Below are 15,870 nucleotides of genomic sequence, written 5' to 3' on the forward strand. Positions count from 1 at the left end.
ACTGGCAGCCTGTACAGACTGCCATCATTGAAGTTTTTTACTTAAGATGATCCTGCGCCAGATTGGCTGCAGAGGATCCGGGATACTGAGCAACGGTTTGCTCAAAATACGCTTTTGCCTGTGCTACATCGCCTTGCTGCTTATAGATCACACCCAGCTTATAACTGGCATCGGCAGCTTTACGGTGCTTGGCAAAATTATCGACAACATACTGAAATGCCTGCTTTGCAGGTTCAATATTTTGTTGTGCAAGATTAACCTCACCCAGCCAGTAATAAGCATTCGCTAAACGCGGACTGGAAGGATAAGTATTAATAAATGAATCAAAGGCACTAAGCGCTGCGTCGTAATCTTTATTACGCACTAACGCAAAAGCAGCTTGGTAAGCTTCAACATCGGTAACCTGCGTTGTAGTCGCTGGCTCCGTTCCACTCGTGTTTGATGAATCAGTAAGAGTAGTATCTGTCGCAGGAGTCTGACTGCCATTTGCTACAGGAGCACCCTGCTGAATATCGGCAATACGTCGGTCAAGATCACGGTATCGATCACGTGAATCTCGCTCCATTCGCTTAATCTTATGCTGCTGCTGTTCCACCATCCCCCGTAAAGACTGAACTTCACGCTGGAGCTGTTCAAGCAGCTGAAGAATATCGCCATTAGCAGCGCTATTCGAAGAAAAATTATTGGCTGCCCCTTCCTGAACCTGTAGTTCAATAACCGGGACGGGGTCTGCAGCGAAAGCGCTGGTGCTAGAAAGCACCAACGCCATAGCAGTAACTGAACATGCTTTAATCATGTGTTATTGCTTACCTACGCTTAGTAAGTCAGAACAGCACGACGGTTCTGAGCCCATGCAGATGGGTTATTACCCACAACTGCTGGCTTTTCTTCACCGTAGCTGATTACTTCGATCTGACTGCTGGACACGCCATTGATAGTCAGAACACGGGCAGCTGCTTTAGCACGCTTCTCGCCCAGTGCGATGTTGTACTCACGGGTACCGCGATCATCCGCGTGACCTGCCAGCTTAACTTTTGCAGATGGGTTAGCCGCCAGGTATTTAGCGTGGCCACGCAGTGCAGCAGCTGCTTCAGGCTTCAGAGTGTACTGATCGAAGTCGAAGTAGAATACTTTGTCCAGGCTCTTAACCTGATCCATTGCGTTACCAGAAACCTGAGAGCTAGTAGTGCTGGTAGTAGACGTAGTACTGGTATCGCCAGCTGCGCCTTCTGTAGTATTTTGAGATGTGGTGCTACAACCGGCAGCCCATACCACGGTCAGCGCTAAAGCAACTGCTTTGCTGATAGTCTTAGCTTGCATTGACGACTCCTAAAGTTTTTCTAACTGGTTCATACTGAACCGAAAATTAATGCAACAAGTGGTTGCCTAAATTAAAGCTTGCCAGCCATGAATGCAACAATTTTGCCTCAACTACACTGGCTTTACACAAGTCCTGTGTGTGCATTTTGCGACGATCACTGGAAATTTGGCATGATCTTTTCCGCATTAAGCACAGAACTGCATATTCTAAGTAGTTCCTGTAAGAGTTCAATAGTAAGGCAAGTCTTTATTGTCCTGCACTTACAACTGCTTACATAAAACCGGTAAAGCTGTCCGCAGAACAGACAGCTCTTTTAAAACACATTAGTTAAGGAACGGCGACCAGGCCGGTTCGCGAACATCACCGCTATCCGACGGCAAACGGAACTTAACATTACCATCCAGAGAAACCGCTCCTAATACACCCCGGCCTCCTGCCTGGGTTGCATACATTACAATACTGCCGTTTGGTGCAATCGTCGGTGATTCATCCATTGCTGTTTGAGTCAGTAAATCCAGACGGCCTGTCTGTAAGTCCTGAACAGCAATATGGAATGAACCGCCCTGCTGATGCACCATAGTCAAAAAACGACCATCCTGAGTCAGACGACCACGGGCATTATAACTCCCTTCAAACGTCAGACGGGTAATATCGCCACTCGGCAAATACACCTGGTAAATCTGTGGCTGGCCACCACGGTCTGAAGTAAAGATCAATGATTGACCATCAGGTGTCCAGGAAGGTTCCGTATCAATACCAAAATGATGTGTTACACGGTTCAAACGACGCTGTACCAGATCCAGAACATACACTTCCGGATTACCATCTTTTGAAAGCACTAATGCTAATTTATTTCCATCGGGCGACCATGCAGGCGCACCGTTCAGTCCGGAGAACGACTGCACTTTCTCACGACGACCAGAAGACAAATACTGAATGTAAATAGCCGGACGTCCTGTCTCGAAAGACACATAGGCTAACTTAGTACCATCACGGGACCAGGTTGGCGACATAATAGGCTCATCAGACTGAAGAATTGTACGGGGCCCGAAACCATCAGCATCCGCCAGTTGAAGCTTATAGTCATAAACCCCGGAACGGACTAAATCTGCTGTTACATAAACTATTCGGGTTGAAAAAGCGCCGCGGTTACCGGTTAGGGTTTCATAAATTTTGTCACTTATATAATGTGCAACAGCCCGTAAATTAGAGAAGTTAGCATTAACCACTTCACCTAATACCCGTTCTTCTTTCAGCACATCAAACATTTCAACAGCAACTTCAAGGTTACCGTCAACCTGCGGGCTGATCCGACCAATAACAAGAAAGTCTGTACCAGACACACGCCAGTCACGGAAGAACACACCGGACCGCTCTGACGGAAAGCTCAGCATATTATCCTGCGACATTAATGAAAATAAACCCGTTGTTTTCAGGTCATTGGTCACAATCGCGGCAACATCCTGCGGTAAGGCTGTTGTACCGTTCCAGGCGAATGGCACGACTGCCACAGGTGTTGGCTCGTCAAGACCTTTAGTGATTTCAATGGTTAATTCAGCCCTGGCAAGTAAACTGAAAAAGAGCGCGCATACCATTACTGCGCCGGACAACATTCTGTTCATTGACGAAGATCCTCAGGCTTAAATAACAATTCAAATTTTCTAAATTTCCGATCAAATAAAACTGACTGCATATTTTGTAGTTGATCAAACCTTTCAACGCGCTTCACAGCACGAACAGCACTTTCATCAAACAAAGAGTCACCACTGGACCGCTTCACATAGACATTATCCACTTCTCCAGTAGGGAATAGATGAATAGTCAACGTCACCTGCATTCCATTACGGGCATTCGGCGGACGACTCCAGCGGCTTTCAATTTCATTTTTAATATACGCTGTATAGCTGTTGACGCTAGCCTCATCAGCCATTTCCTGCGCTATACGTTCTTCTTCTGCAATTTCTGCATCAATTGCGGCCTGAATTTCCCGCTCACGCGCCGCATCTTTCTTAGCCTGCTCAGCTTTTTTGCGCTCAGCTTCTTGTTTAGCTTTTTCGGCCTTTTTACGCGCAGCTTCTTGCTTAGCTTTTTCAGCTTTCTTACGCTCAGCTTCCTGTTTAGCTTTCTCTGCTTTCTTACGTTCAGCTTCTTTCTTGACTGCTTCGGCTTTTTTACGCTCAGCGTCTTTTTTAGCTTTCTCTAACTTCTTACGTTCAGCTTCTTTCTTTGCTTGCTCAGCCTTCTTGCGCGCATTTTCCTTTTTAACTGCTTCAGCTTTCTTACGCTCAGCTTCTTTCTTTACTGCCTCAGCTTTTTTACGTTCAGCTTCTTGTTTCGCTTCTGCAGCTTTCTTACGCTCAGCTTCTTTCTTTATTTCTTCAGCCTTTTTGCGTTCAGTTTCTTTCTTTTCCTGTTCCGCTTTCTGCTGCTCAGCTTTCTTACGTTCAGCTTCTTGCTTTGCTGCTTCAGCTTTTTTGCGCTCAGCTTCTTTCTTACGTGCTTCTTCCTGCTTACGTTTGGTTTCCTGAGTGCTGGCCTTACTTTTCGCGCTCAGGTCGACAATCGTTGCCTTAACGTGCCTAGGTGTCGCTCTTTGTTCTTCGTCAGCATGGCCAAACCACGAGTTAAACAACAAAGTCAGCACAACTGCATGTAAAGAAACAGCGAGGAATGTAGGAATTATATAAGATCGGGAATTCACAATTGCGTTACTCAGTCACCAGCCCGACACTCGGAGCACCTGCCTGCTGCAACAGGGTCATCAGCATTACAACCGCTTCATAATCGACACCCTTATCACCTCTGACAAGCAAAAGTTTCTTAGGGTTCGTCGCTAACACCTTACTGATCCGCTCAAATACTACATCTTCACTAACAGCTTCGGATGGATCGCCGCCAACATCAATGTAATAGTTACCGTCCTTATCAACGGTTACGATAACTGGCTCGTTGTCCTGTGTATCAACCGGATCAGCTCCGGCCTGAGGTAACTCTACATTCACCCCCTGCGTTAGCATTGGCGCTGTAATCATAAAAATAACCAACAGCACCATCATGACGTCAATATACGGAACAACGTTAATCTCTGCGTTAAGCTTACGCTTTTTTTTCTGGCGTCTGATCATAACAGTTATCGCTTATTGTCCCGCGTGTGCACGACGGTGCAACACACTGGAAAATTCATCAGCAAAGGTTTCGTAGCTATTCATCAGTGTTTCTGTTTGTGCAGAATAACGGTTATAAGCAATTACTGCCGGAATTGCGGCAAACAAACCAATAGCTGTAGCAATCAATGCTTCAGAAATACCCGGTGCAACTGAAGCCAGTGTCGCCTGATGCACATTCGCTAAACCGCGGAATGAATTCATAATTCCCCAAACGGTACCAAATAGCCCAATATAAGGACTGGTAGAACCGACTGTAGCCAGGAAAGGTAAATTCGTTTCCAGACGCTCTTCTTCACGGGCTAACGCAACCCGCATACTGCGCTGCGCACCATCCATTACAGCATCGGCATCAACACCCGGCTGTTGATTCAGGCGGGTAAATTCTTTAATGCCTGCCCGAAAGATATTCTCAGCGCCATTATCAGCATCAGGTGAATGATTTACTTCCCTAAATAGCTGGCTTAGGTCCATTCCAGACCAAAAGCGGTCTTCAAAATAACGCAGTTTTTGTTTTGCCTGGCGTAAAACAGCATGACGTTGAAAAATCATTACCCAGGAAACAACCGATGCAAGCAACAGCAGTAACATTACCAACTGAACCACAACGCTGGCATTTACCACCAGACTCCAGATCGACATTTTATCCGGCACAGTCTGAACCTCTTCCGTTTGTGCAAAAAATTTTATTTAGCATGAGATAGTAGCCGGATAAACAAGTAAAATCTTTATCTTTTTTACAAATTTCAATTATTTGGCTATTGATACAGCAGGCAATTTTCAGACAGGCTTATTAAGGCTACAGACCACCAAAGAACCATTGGCAATCAGCACACACCCTTCTTTTCTGACAAGATTTCCTGTCCAGAATTAAGCTCTTTCGACATCCCGCTGTCTGACTGACCCTACCGCATCTTGGCTTTCCCAATGCAGGCCATGAAAACAGACAGCAAGCTTGCCAGTAAGTTTATTTTTTCGATAAAAAAACCGGGTAAAAACCCGGTTATTTAATTTTGCATACAAGATCTGAAATTAAGCCTCACAACTCGACTGACATCCGATACAAAGCACAGCGACCGGATTAGCCTTCAACCGGTTTAGCTCAATCACTTCACCACAGACTTCACACTCACCATATAAGCCGCTTTCAAGGCGTTGCAATGCATGCTCAGCAACACGCACCTCTTCTTCCAGCTTTTGGATATGCGCCAAAACCTCAACCCGGTGCGCACTGGCGTCAGCCTGCTCAGCCATATCCGCAAGCTGAGTTGTATCGACTACCGCCAATTCATTTTTTTGCTGTTCACGCTCCTGAGCAACATCTTCACGTAACTGCGCAATTAACTGCTGGATATCCTTTCTCAGATCAGCCAATTGTACTTGCGACAATTCACTGTTTTTCATCACATCTTTGCTCCGAATCCTTCGAATAGTGTCAGAGGCACGCCACTAGCCATCAATGGCCCGTCGGCAATTCGCACCACACGATTTAGTAAAGATGTAATTTTAAACTTTGATGAAAAACGCGCAATGACGCACATCAATCCCGCTTCGGTAATTCCAGCCCAAAATGCTGATAAGCATGATCAGTGACAATCCGGCCACGGGGTGTTCGCATCATATAACCTTGCTGGATCAAATACGGCTCCAGCACGTCTTCAATGGTATCCCGCTCTTCACTGATTGCCGCTGCAAGGTTATCGACACCCACCGGGCCACCACCAAACTTTTCAATCATCGCCAGCAGTAACCGACGGTCCATATGATCGAAGCCACGGGCATCAACATTCAACATATTTAGTGCCTGATCGGCCATCTCACGGGTAATTTCACCGTCACCCCGTACTTCAGCGTAATCCCTTGCCCGACGCAGCAGGCGGTTAGCAATTCGCGGAGTACCCCTTGAGCGACGAGCCACCTCAATGGCACCTTCATGCTCAATAACACAACCCGACAAACGCGCAGAGCGTTCAACAATGCTGGTCAGATCTTCAATATTGTAAAACTCAAGACGCTGAACAATACCAAAGCGGTCACGCAAAGGTGATGTCAGCAGCCCCGCCCTGGTAGTTGCCCCCACTAAGGTAAAAGGAGGTAACTCAAGCTTAATCGAACGTGCTGCCGGGCCTTCACCGATCATGATATCCAGTTGATAATCTTCCATTGCCGGATAAAGCACTTCTTCGACTGAAGCACTCAGACGGTGAATTTCATCTATAAACAGCACATCGCCTGGCTCAAGGTTCGTTAGCATTGCAGCCAGATCACCAGCCTTCTCTAACACCGGACCGGACGTAGTTTTTATCTCACTGCCCATTTCACTGGCAATAATATTCGCCAGAGTGGTTTTACCTAGCCCGGGAGGGCCAAAAACCAAGGTATGATCCAGGGCCTCACCACGCTTTTTAGCTGCGCTGATGAATATTTCCATCTGCTCACATACCACTGGCTGACCAACATAATCAGCCAGTGTTTTTGGGCGAATTGCCCTATCCTGCACTTCTTCCGCCGCCGGAACAGATACCGGCGATACAAAACGATCCGCTTCGATCATCAGTTAAACCCTATTTCAATTATCCCTGCACCATACTTTTCAGTGCGGCACGGATCAAGGCTTCACTACTAGCCCCTGGCTCAAGACCTTTATCAGCAGCAGAAATGGCTTTACTTGCCTGAACCGGCTTATAACCAAGCGCTACTAATGCACTTTCTGCTTCAGCACGATTATCTTCAACCGGTGTAGCTTCACCAAAGTCATCCGTAAGGGTGAAATCTGCAACATCATCCACCTGGAAGTCTTTGATCTTATCTTTCATCTCAATCAACAAACGTTCTGCTGTTTTTTTGCCTACACCCGGCAACCTGACCAGCGCAGCGGTATCTTCAAACTGCACACTCTGAACAAATTCAGACACGCTGATACCTGAAAGAATAGTCAACGCCAGCTTGGGACCTACACCGTTTACTTTGATCAGCGTACGAAATAATGAACGTTCCTGACGCTCATAGAAACCGTACAGCAGCTGCGCATCCTCACGGACAACCATGTGCGTAAAAAGTACGACGGTTTGACCGACTCCCGGCAAGCGATAAAAAGTGTTCATTGAAGCATCTACTTCATAACCAACACCATTTACATCCAGCACCAACTGCGGCGGAAACTTCTCAAGAACTTCACCTTTTAAACGACCAATCACGTATATATCCCTTCTCTTTTGCTGCTCTGCCAGCAACTGATAATCTTATCCGCGCTCTTTATCATCACGGCGCTCCAGCCTATGGCCCGCGACAATGAATTCCGGCAGACAAATATCACCAAAAACCGCTGCCATACGAATAATAAAAATAATTGAAATTGATAACGCCACTAATACTACTGGATGCATGCTGCCATCCAACCAGACATAAAGCACCGCCCCAATAATTGAGCAGGTGGCATATAACTCACCATGACGATGTAAAATCAGTGGTATCTGCCTGGTAAGAACATCCCGTACCATTCCTCCGGCACAGCCTGTAACCATAGCCATCATTACAACGATAATTGCAGGCAATTCAAGACTGATTGCTTTCTGTGCACCCAGTACAGTAAACAAAGCCATACCCAAAGCATCTAAAATGATCAGAAGACGCCTCGGATAGCGCAAATAACGGCATACCCAAAAAGCCGCCACTGCTGAAATAACAGCCGTCCAGATATAAGTATCATTCTGAATCCATAACAGGGGATGAATATCCAGGGTAAGGTCCCGTATAGTCCCACCACCCAGCGACGTTACCACTGCAAGGACCACAACACCCAGAATATCCATATGCTTGCCCTGTGCAGCTAAGGCACCCGTAATCGCAAAGACAGCAACGCCGAGCAGTTCAGTCACATACACAAATTCAGCCAGAGTGAAGAATATATTCATTTCAAAATCCGCCGCCCAGCCAAACTCGTTGTTTAACATAAACGCCCCCGACGACTGCCTTTAGCACCCGCCATTGCTATCAGACTGGTACGGGTATGCGCGTGACATAAAGCAATTGCCAGGCCATCTGCAGCATCTTCCTGAGGCAGACCTGGCAATTTTAGAATCGACATCACCATATGCTGCACCTGAGACTTATCTGCCGAACCTTTACCAACCACGGCTTGTTTCACTTTTCTTGCCGCATATTCAGAAACAGGTAACCCCTGATTAGTTCCGGCAACAATCGCAACCCCCCGCGCCTGCCCCAGCTTCAGCGCAGAATCAGCATTACGCGCCATAAATACCTGCTCAATTGCCATTTCCTGCGGGCAATAGTGCTCAATAATTTCGGTAACTCCGGCATATACTTGCTGTAAGCGTTCAGGTAATTCGTCGCCTTTAATACGAATACATCCACTGGCAACGTACTCGTTCTTACTGCCAACAGAATTAATAATACCGTAGCCGGTTATACGTGAACCCGGATCTATCCCTAAAATCAGCATTTACTTGCTATATGCCTCTGATATACACATTAAAATCAACCACAATACACTGTATCTTTATACATACTATCATTGCTAAAGCTATGCTTCTACGTGCAAACAGATATAAAAAAACCGAGACACAAAGCTCGGTTTAACATTCACTGCAACAATATTTACTCAACCAGAGACTCAGCCGGTATAACCGCATTATGGTAGACATTTTGCGTATCATCGAGATCCTCAAGCACATCCAGTAATCGCAACAGCTTGCGCCCTGCCTCTACATCTAGCTCAACACTGGTAGCCGGAATCATAGCAACTTCTGCAAACTCCGCTTCCAGACCCGCAGACAGTAAAGCATCCTTAACCAGCATAAAATCAGCAGCTACAGTTAACACTTCTGCTGAACCATCATCATGACTGACTACGTCTTCAGCACCTGCTTCCAGCGCGACATCAATCAACTGCTCCTCATCAACAGCGTCACCAAAGCTAAACTGACCTTTTTTCTCAAAAAGATATACCACAGAGCCACTGGTTCCGAGATTCCCGCCCGCTTTATTAAACGCAGCTCTTACCTGAGATACCGTCCGGTTAACATTATCTGTCATGGTTTCCACCAAAACAGCAACACCACCAGGCGCATAACCCTCGTAGGTCAGTTCACTATAGTTTTCATGCTCACCACCACCAGCACCACGAAGAATAGCCTTATCGACAGTGTCACGCTTCATATTCGCAGAAAGCGACTTATCTACTGCTGTACGCAGACGCGGATTATCGTCCGGATTCGCGCCACCTTCTTTGGCAGCAACAACCAGTTCACGAATAAGCTTGGTGAAGATCTTACCCCGCTTAGCGTCCTGAGCCGCCTTACGGTGCTTGATATTGGCCCATTTAGAATGACCAGCCATAGCGGACCTCCTTTTGGTACCTGAGAAACATAAAGATTCACCGCCGGAAGAAACCGGCGGTGAAGAAGGGTTAGCTTACGCCTCTTTCTGACGCAGCTTGATGTGCAGTTCGCGCAGTTGCGCAGCACTTACCTGACCAGGCGCTTCAGTCAGCGGACAGGAAGCACTCTGGGTTTTAGGGAAGGCAATAACTTCACGGATAGAGTCTGTACCTGTCATCAACATGATCAGACGATCCAGACCAAATGCCAGACCACCGTGCGGTGGCGCACCGTATTTCAGAGCATTCAGCAGGAAGCCAAACTTATCTTCTGCTTCTTCATCAGAAATCCCCAGCACTTCCAGAACAGTTGACTGCATTTCCTGATCGTGGATACGGATCGAACCACCACCCAACTCACAACCATTCAGAACCATATCGTAAGCGCGGGACAGAGCCGTCAGCGGATTAGCTTTCAGCTCTTCTGCTGTGCAGCTTGGCGCAGTGAACGGATGATGCAACGCTGTCAGACCACCTTCGGATGTTTCTTCAAACATCGGGAAGTCAACAACCCACAGCGGCGCCCACTCACGTTCGCTCATATTCAGGTCTTCACCGACCTTAATACGCAGCGCACCCAGCGCTTCGCTTACGACTTTCTCTTTATCAGCACCGAAGAATACGATATCACCATTCTGAGCGCCCAGACGTTCCATGATCTTCATGGCAACTTCAGCACCCAGGAACTTAACGATTGGAGACTGCAGACCTTCTACGCCTTTCTCCAGCTCGTTAACTTTAATCCACGCCAAACCTTTAGCACCGTAGATGCTGACAAATTTAGTGTATTCATCAATGTTCTTACGGGTCAGCTGAGCACCACCAGGTACTTTCAGCGCCGCTACACGACCTTTAGGGTCTTTAGCAGGGCCGGCAAAGACTTTGAATTCAATCTCAGCCATCAGATCAGCAACATCAACCAGTTCCATCGGGAAGCGTAGATCAGGCTTATCAGAGCCGTATTTCTGCATCGCCTCAGAGTATGGCATACGTGGGAATTCGCCCAGGTCGATACCTTTCAGCTCCAGGAACAACTTGCGAATCATGGCCTCAGTCATACCCATGATTCCTTCTTCATCCATAAAGGATGTTTCGATATCAATCTGGGTAAATTCTGGCTGACGATCTGCACGCAGGTCTTCGTCACGGAAGCAGCGGGCAATCTGATAATAACGATCAAAGCCGGAAACCATTAGCAGCTGTTTGAACAACTGAGGAGACTGTGGCAATGCGAAAAACTGACCTTCGTGAACACGGCTTGGCACCAGATAGTCACGTGCACCTTCCGGCGTTGCACGGTTCAGAATCGGTGTTTCGATGTCCAGGAAGCCATTGTCATCCATATAGTTACGGATAGCATTGGTTACTTTAGAACGGAAACGCAACTTGTCCTGCATTTCAGTACGGCGTAAATCGATGTAACGATGACGCAAACGCACGTCTTCACCTACCTGCTGATGCTCATCCAACTGGAACGGAGGCGTTTCAGACTTGTTCAGGATAACCAGCTCTTTGCCCAGCACTTCGATTTCGCCGGTAGCCATATCGGCGTTAGTTGTGCCTTCCGGACGCGCACGAACAGTACCACGCACTTCGATTACATATTCATTACGCACACTGTCAGCCAGGGCAAAGCTTTCTTCACGGTCCGGATCGAATACGACCTGTGTAACACCTTCGCGGTCACGAACATCCAGGAAGATAACACCACCGTGGTCACGACGACGATGTACCCAGCCGTTCAGGACGATGTCTTCGCCGATATGAGTTGTATTTAGTTCGCCGCAATAATGGCTGCGCATAATTACCAGTTCCTGTTATTTATCAGTTGCTCACTCACAGCCGCCTATTCCGGGCAACTGCTGAATATTTCTGATTGCCAATGCAATCAGTTGTCAGGTATCAGCTACCTGCTCCAGAGGAATTATCCCCCGCTATGTTTTTCTTCTTACCAGTTTTAAAGTCAGTTTCGTACCAACCACTGCCTGATAGTCGAAAGCCCGGTGCAGAAACCTTCTTTTCAACATTTTCAGCGTTACAGGCCAGACAGGCCGGGGCTGGCGCATCTGATTTCATAACTAACTTTTCAAATTCATGGCCGCATTCACGGCAGGCAAAATCAAAAATAGGCATAGATCAAATCACTTACTCAAGCTTATTCAAGCACACAGAGCCAATTAAAAAGACGCAAATTATACCTGAATTTCCCTGAGCTAACAGGGCCTGGAACGGAAATATCCCTTCCCTGATAAATGCAGCCGCAATAAAAGACTTTCATTCCCACAGCCAGCTAATTAGACAGTTATACTGCCACCTCAAGTCCGGGCCAGATGCTTAACCAGTTCTTCTGCGTTAGGCGCTGTAAAAACACATTATAATCGCGGACAGGGTTATGATTAACTTTGCCGGAAAACTGCAAATCAAGTGAAAAACAATGCTGTATCGACAGCATATTCTGCGCATTCAGAGAAACTCCTAGAGCGGTTTGCTTCTCAGGCCAATAACTCATCGCATCCAGTGAATTACCATAAGGCAAATCACCATTGCGTATATGCATTCTCGCCTGATTCTTTACAGACCAGGGCAGATCAGGGCAAATTGCAGATAACTGCCGTTCCAGCATCAGATCCCTTTCCTCTGATGTATCGCTACTACAAAAATAAATCACATCAATATCGCTCAACGGTGTAGTGACTTTAAATACGTGATCCCAGACTCTGTTGCGTACAAAACCCGCGGCAATCAACCAGCCTGGCAGCTCTAGCGACCTTACCGCAGATAAAGCCTGCATTCGCAGCGCATCCGTGTGAATTAATTCAATAATACAAGCCCGGAAACTCATTCCCTCACCTAACTTCTAGACCAATAAAGCACTATTCCTTCCTACCTCTTTACACTTATAAAGCGCCAAATCCACTCGCTTCAGGAGGCTTTCCCGGCACTCTCCCGGTAAAAAAACCGTTGCACCAATACTGACCGTCAATATCTGCTGATGAATAATACTGGCTGCTGCGATCTCAGTCCGTAGCTGCTCCACAAATCGCTTATATTCACCTGAATCAACAAGCTGACAGATTAGCGCATACTCCTCTCCGCCTACCCGGTAAACCCGACAATCGCTACCGCAGATACGACCGATCTCAGCAGCAATATTCTGAAGCGCCAAATCCCCAACATCATGACCATAATTATCATTCACATTCTTAAAGTGATCGATATCCAAGATCATCAAACCCCAAAGCTGCATTGCAGAAGAAGCAAGAATATCAGCCAAGTCTGCTTCAAATTTTCGGCGATTATAAAGCCCCGTCAAAACATCCGTATTGGAAATGCGCTCTAGTTCTTTTTCGGCTGCGGTATCAACAACCACTCCTGTAAACCCTTTTATAACCCCCTCAATACAAAGCGGCTCATAAATTGCGTGATAATAATGGGAATCACCATCTTTCTTTATAAAATGGGAATCATATCGAACCGCCTCCCCAGCCAAAACTTTATGGTAATGAACCAGATTGGCCTCAAACGCCTCCCGACCAATAACATCAGCAATGCTTAACCCAATTGCGTCCGACTGAGAAATACTGTGAGTTTTAGAGAAAAAAGAATTGATATATGTATAACAAAGCTGACGATCTACCGCATAAAATAATACCGGAACAGACTCAGCTAATTGCTTAAAAACAAGGGAATTACAATCTGACTCAACTTTACGGGAAACCATATTACGCCTTACACAAAGGATACTTCAGAACCCTTAAGCGACACCTGCTACCGTCGCACACAAATCACATCTAACAGCGCTTCCCTAAACACAAGCTGAACAACCCGCCAAAAATGCAAAAAGGCAGCCGTAGCTGCCTTTTTTATAATGCCGTAACAATCTGGAATATTATTTCCAGCCAGTCACTTCACGCAGACCATCTGCGATTTGCGCCAGAGAACGAACAGTCTTAACGCCAGCAGCTTCCAGAGCAGCAAACTTCTCATCAGCAGTACCTTTACCGCCAGAGATGATCGCGCCTGCATGACCCATACGCTTACCCGCTGGTGCAGTAACACCGGCAATGTAAGACACAACAGGCTTAGTAACGTTTGCTTTAATATAAGCAGCCGCTTCTTCTTCTGCAGAGCCACCGATCTCACCGATCATTACAATCGCTTCAGTCTGCGGATCATTCTGGAACATTTCCAGAATATCGATAAAGTTAGAACCTGGGATCGGGTCACCACCGATACCAACACAGGTAGACTGACCGAAACCAGCATCTGTAGTCTGTTTAACCGCTTCATACGTAAGAGTACCTGAACGGGAAACGATACCAACCTTACCTGGCAGGTGAATATGACCAGGCATGATACCAATCTTACACTCACCCGGAGTGATAACACCCGGACAGTTAGGACCGATCAGACGTACATTCAGCTCATCGCACTTCACTTTACATTCCAGCATATCCATAACCGGGATGTGCTCAGTGATACATACAATCAGCTCGATACCTGCATTCGCCGCTTCCAGGATAGAATCTTTACAGAATGGCGCTGGCACGTAGATAACAGATGCAGTCGCACCGGTTTCAGCAACAGCTTCAGATACAGTATTGAAAACTGGCAGACCCAGGTGCTCAGAACCACCCTTGCCTGGCGTTACACCGCCAACCATTTGAGTCCCGTAAGCAATTGCCTGTTCAGAATGAAAGGTACCCTGGCCACCGGTGAAACCCTGACAGATCACCTTAGTATCTTTGTTAATTAAAACTGCCATGATTATTTACCCTCCGCTGCTTTTACCGCTTGCTCAGCAGCGTCTGTCAGACTGGTCGCTGCAATGATCGCCAGACCAGATTCAGACAGCAGTTTAGAACCCAGCTCTGCATTGTTACCTTCCAGACGTACCACAACAGGCACCTCTACACCGACTTCTTTAACCGCGCCGATGATACCTTCAGCAATCAGATCGCAACGTACGATGCCGCCAAAGATGTTAACCAGAACCGCTTTAACTTTAGAGTCTTCTAAAATAATCTTGAACGCTTCGGTTACACGCTCTTTAGTCGCGCCGCCACCTACGTCCAGGAAGTTAGCCGGGAAGCCACCGTGCAGGGAAACGATGTCCATCGTACCCATTGCCAGGCCTGCACCGTTAACCATGCAGCCAATGCTGCCATCCAGCGCAACATAGTTCAGATCCCACTCAGCCGCGCGTGCTTCACGCTCATCTTCCTGACTTGGATCTTCCATTGCCTGCAAATCTTTGTGACGGTAAACAGCGTTACCATCGATCGCTAACTTAGCATCCAGACAGTGCAGGTTACCTTCTGCAGTAATAACCAGCGGGTTGATTTCCAGCAGCGCCAGGTCTTTTTCCTGGAACATTTTCGCCAGACCCATAAAGATCTGCGTGAACTGTTTGATCTGCACGCCTTCAAGACCCAGCTTGAATGCCAGCTCACGGCCCTGGTAAGGCTGTGCGCCAGTCAGAGGATCAACAGTAGCTCTAAGAATTTTCTCTGGTGTTTCTTCCGCAACTGTCTCGATTTCCACACCACCTTCAGTAGATGCCATGAAAACGATACGACGAGAAGAACGGTCAACTACCGCACCCAGATACAGCTCATTAGCGATATCGGTGCAGTCTTCTACCAGAATTTTAGATACAGGCTGACCATTTGCGTCAGTCTGATAGGTCACCAGATTTTTTCCTAACCACTTAGCGGCAAATTCAGACGCTTCAGCAGGAGAATTAATCAGCTGTACACCGCCAGCCTTACCACGGCCACCGGCATGCACTTGAGTCTTAACAACCCACTTGCTACCACCAATTTTTTCAGCCGCTTCAGCAGCAGCTTCCGGTGTATCTACAGCGTATCCTTTGGATACCGGCAGACCATATTCGGCAAACAGCTGTTTGCCCTGGTACTCATGAAGATTCATGCTCTAATCCGTCGTTTTTACTTTTGAGGTCTCTGTACACAATGGGGAGAGGC

General features: G+C 47.0%; 18 protein-coding genes. All 18 read right to left on the bottom strand.

The window, feature by feature from the left end; translation table 11 throughout:
• Positions 1 to 37: 37 nt before the first annotated feature.
• The gene (gene ybgF, locus OCU49_RS14295; RefSeq protein ID WP_261841241.1) at positions 38 to 796 is read right to left on the bottom strand and encodes a tol-pal system protein YbgF; all 759 of its coding nucleotides are present in this window, start codon (positions 794 to 796) and stop codon (positions 38 to 40) included.
• Between the two features lie 20 nt (positions 797 to 816).
• A complete protein-coding gene (gene pal / locus OCU49_RS14300) occupies positions 817 to 1,320 on the bottom strand; it encodes a peptidoglycan-associated lipoprotein Pal (RefSeq protein WP_261841242.1) in 504 nt (167 codons plus the stop codon).
• A gap of 324 nt (positions 1,321 to 1,644) precedes the next feature.
• Positions 1,645 to 2,943 (bottom strand): Tol-Pal system beta propeller repeat protein TolB, encoded by a 1,299-nt coding sequence (tolB, locus tag OCU49_RS14305; RefSeq protein WP_376787878.1) that lies wholly within the window; start codon positions 2,941 to 2,943, stop codon positions 1,645 to 1,647.
• Positions 2,940 to 4,022, bottom strand: a complete 1,083-nt coding sequence (gene tolA / locus OCU49_RS14310) for a cell envelope integrity protein TolA (protein ID WP_261841243.1) — start codon at positions 4,020 to 4,022, stop codon at positions 2,940 to 2,942. Before tolA ends, tolB begins: the two co-directional genes overlap by 4 nt.
• A gap of 7 nt (positions 4,023 to 4,029) precedes the next feature.
• Entirely contained in the window at positions 4,030 to 4,446 is a 417-nt protein-coding gene (gene tolR / locus OCU49_RS14315) for a protein TolR (RefSeq protein ID WP_261841244.1), read from the bottom strand.
• 12 nt (positions 4,447 to 4,458) lie between these two features.
• Complete coding sequence (tolQ, locus tag OCU49_RS14320; RefSeq protein ID WP_261841245.1) at positions 4,459 to 5,139, bottom strand: protein TolQ; 681 nt, start codon at positions 5,137 to 5,139, stop codon at positions 4,459 to 4,461.
• A gap of 378 nt (positions 5,140 to 5,517) precedes the next feature.
• Positions 5,518 to 5,889: a TraR/DksA family transcriptional regulator gene (locus tag OCU49_RS14325; RefSeq protein ID WP_261845239.1), complete on the bottom strand. Its 372-nt coding sequence runs from the start codon at positions 5,887 to 5,889 to the stop codon at positions 5,518 to 5,520.
• Positions 5,890 to 6,025: 136 nt separating this feature from the next.
• On the bottom strand, positions 6,026 to 7,039 hold the full coding sequence (ruvB, locus tag OCU49_RS14330) for a Holliday junction branch migration DNA helicase RuvB (protein WP_261841246.1): 1,014 nt from the start codon (positions 7,037 to 7,039) through the stop codon (positions 6,026 to 6,028).
• A 19-nt stretch (positions 7,040 to 7,058) separates the two neighbouring features.
• On the bottom strand, positions 7,059 to 7,682 hold the full coding sequence (gene ruvA, locus OCU49_RS14335; RefSeq protein WP_261841247.1) for a Holliday junction branch migration protein RuvA: 624 nt from the start codon (positions 7,680 to 7,682) through the stop codon (positions 7,059 to 7,061).
• A gap of 45 nt (positions 7,683 to 7,727) precedes the next feature.
• Positions 7,728 to 8,438, bottom strand: a complete 711-nt coding sequence (locus OCU49_RS14340) for a trimeric intracellular cation channel family protein (RefSeq protein ID WP_261841248.1) — start codon at positions 8,436 to 8,438, stop codon at positions 7,728 to 7,730.
• Positions 8,432 to 8,947 carry a crossover junction endodeoxyribonuclease RuvC gene (ruvC, locus tag OCU49_RS14345; RefSeq protein WP_261841249.1) on the bottom strand — a complete coding sequence of 172 codons (516 nt, stop codon included), beginning with the start codon at positions 8,945 to 8,947 and terminating at the stop codon, positions 8,432 to 8,434. Before ruvC ends, OCU49_RS14340 begins: the two co-directional genes overlap by 7 nt.
• 155 nt (positions 8,948 to 9,102) lie before the next feature.
• Positions 9,103 to 9,843: a YebC/PmpR family DNA-binding transcriptional regulator gene (locus tag OCU49_RS14350; RefSeq protein WP_261841250.1), complete on the bottom strand. Its 741-nt coding sequence runs from the start codon at positions 9,841 to 9,843 to the stop codon at positions 9,103 to 9,105.
• A gap of 75 nt (positions 9,844 to 9,918) precedes the next feature.
• On the bottom strand, positions 9,919 to 11,685 hold the full coding sequence (gene aspS / locus OCU49_RS14355) for an aspartate--tRNA ligase (protein ID WP_261841251.1): 1,767 nt from the start codon (positions 11,683 to 11,685) through the stop codon (positions 9,919 to 9,921).
• A gap of 100 nt (positions 11,686 to 11,785) precedes the next feature.
• Positions 11,786 to 12,016 carry an FmdB family zinc ribbon protein gene (locus OCU49_RS14360; RefSeq protein ID WP_261841252.1) on the bottom strand — a complete coding sequence of 77 codons (231 nt, stop codon included), beginning with the start codon at positions 12,014 to 12,016 and terminating at the stop codon, positions 11,786 to 11,788.
• Positions 12,017 to 12,185: 169 nt separating this feature from the next.
• Positions 12,186 to 12,725 (bottom strand): nucleotidyltransferase family protein, encoded by a 540-nt coding sequence (locus OCU49_RS14365; RefSeq protein WP_261841253.1) that lies wholly within the window; start codon positions 12,723 to 12,725, stop codon positions 12,186 to 12,188.
• A 15-nt stretch (positions 12,726 to 12,740) separates the two neighbouring features.
• Positions 12,741 to 13,604, bottom strand: coding sequence for a sensor domain-containing diguanylate cyclase (locus OCU49_RS14370; RefSeq protein WP_261841254.1), 864 nt, complete (start codon positions 13,602 to 13,604; stop codon positions 12,741 to 12,743).
• A 168-nt stretch (positions 13,605 to 13,772) separates the two neighbouring features.
• A complete protein-coding gene (sucD, locus tag OCU49_RS14375; RefSeq protein WP_261841255.1) occupies positions 13,773 to 14,648 on the bottom strand; it encodes a succinate--CoA ligase subunit alpha in 876 nt (291 codons plus the stop codon).
• 2 nt (positions 14,649 to 14,650) lie between these two features.
• Positions 14,651 to 15,817 (bottom strand): ADP-forming succinate--CoA ligase subunit beta, encoded by a 1,167-nt coding sequence (sucC, locus tag OCU49_RS14380; RefSeq protein WP_261841256.1) that lies wholly within the window; start codon positions 15,815 to 15,817, stop codon positions 14,651 to 14,653.
• Between the last annotated feature and the right edge of the window lie 53 nt (positions 15,818 to 15,870).

The sequence above is a fragment of the Aliamphritea ceti genome, from assembly GCF_024347215.1.
GTDB classification, from domain to species: domain Bacteria; phylum Pseudomonadota; class Gammaproteobacteria; order Pseudomonadales; family Balneatricaceae; genus Amphritea; species Amphritea ceti.

What these genes read in the sequence shown, in the direction of transcription:
- ybgF (WP_261841241.1), bottom strand. Translation starts at nt 796, where the DNA reads ATGATTAAAGCATGTTCAGTTACTGCTATGGCGTTGGTGCTTTCTAGC.
- pal (WP_261841242.1), bottom strand. Translation starts at nt 1,320, where the DNA reads ATGCAAGCTAAGACTATCAGCAAAGCAGTTGCTTTAGCGCTGACCGTG.
- tolB (WP_376787878.1), bottom strand. Translation starts at nt 2,943, where the DNA reads ATGAACAGAATGTTGTCCGGCGCAGTAATGGTATGCGCGCTCTTTTTC.
- tolR (WP_261841244.1), bottom strand. Translation starts at nt 4,446, where the DNA reads ATGATCAGACGCCAGAAAAAAAAGCGTAAGCTTAACGCAGAGATTAAC.
- OCU49_RS14325 (WP_261845239.1), bottom strand. Translation starts at nt 5,889, where the DNA reads ATGAAAAACAGTGAATTGTCGCAAGTACAATTGGCTGATCTGAGAAAG.
- ruvB (WP_261841246.1), bottom strand. Translation starts at nt 7,039, where the DNA reads ATGATCGAAGCGGATCGTTTTGTATCGCCGGTATCTGTTCCGGCGGCG.
- OCU49_RS14340 (WP_261841248.1), bottom strand. Translation starts at nt 8,438, where the DNA reads ATGTTAAACAACGAGTTTGGCTGGGCGGCGGATTTTGAAATGAATATA.
- ruvC (WP_261841249.1), bottom strand. Translation starts at nt 8,947, where the DNA reads ATGCTGATTTTAGGGATAGATCCGGGTTCACGTATAACCGGCTACGGT.
- OCU49_RS14350 (WP_261841250.1), bottom strand. Translation starts at nt 9,843, where the DNA reads ATGGCTGGTCATTCTAAATGGGCCAATATCAAGCACCGTAAGGCGGCT.
- aspS (WP_261841251.1), bottom strand. Translation starts at nt 11,685, where the DNA reads ATGCGCAGCCATTATTGCGGCGAACTAAATACAACTCATATCGGCGAA.
- OCU49_RS14360 (WP_261841252.1), bottom strand. Translation starts at nt 12,016, where the DNA reads ATGCCTATTTTTGATTTTGCCTGCCGTGAATGCGGCCATGAATTTGAA.
- OCU49_RS14365 (WP_261841253.1), bottom strand. Translation starts at nt 12,725, where the DNA reads ATGAGTTTCCGGGCTTGTATTATTGAATTAATTCACACGGATGCGCTG.
- OCU49_RS14370 (WP_261841254.1), bottom strand. Translation starts at nt 13,604, where the DNA reads ATGGTTTCCCGTAAAGTTGAGTCAGATTGTAATTCCCTTGTTTTTAAG.
- sucD (WP_261841255.1), bottom strand. Translation starts at nt 14,648, where the DNA reads ATGGCAGTTTTAATTAACAAAGATACTAAGGTGATCTGTCAGGGTTTC.
- sucC (WP_261841256.1), bottom strand. Translation starts at nt 15,817, where the DNA reads ATGAATCTTCATGAGTACCAGGGCAAACAGCTGTTTGCCGAATATGGT.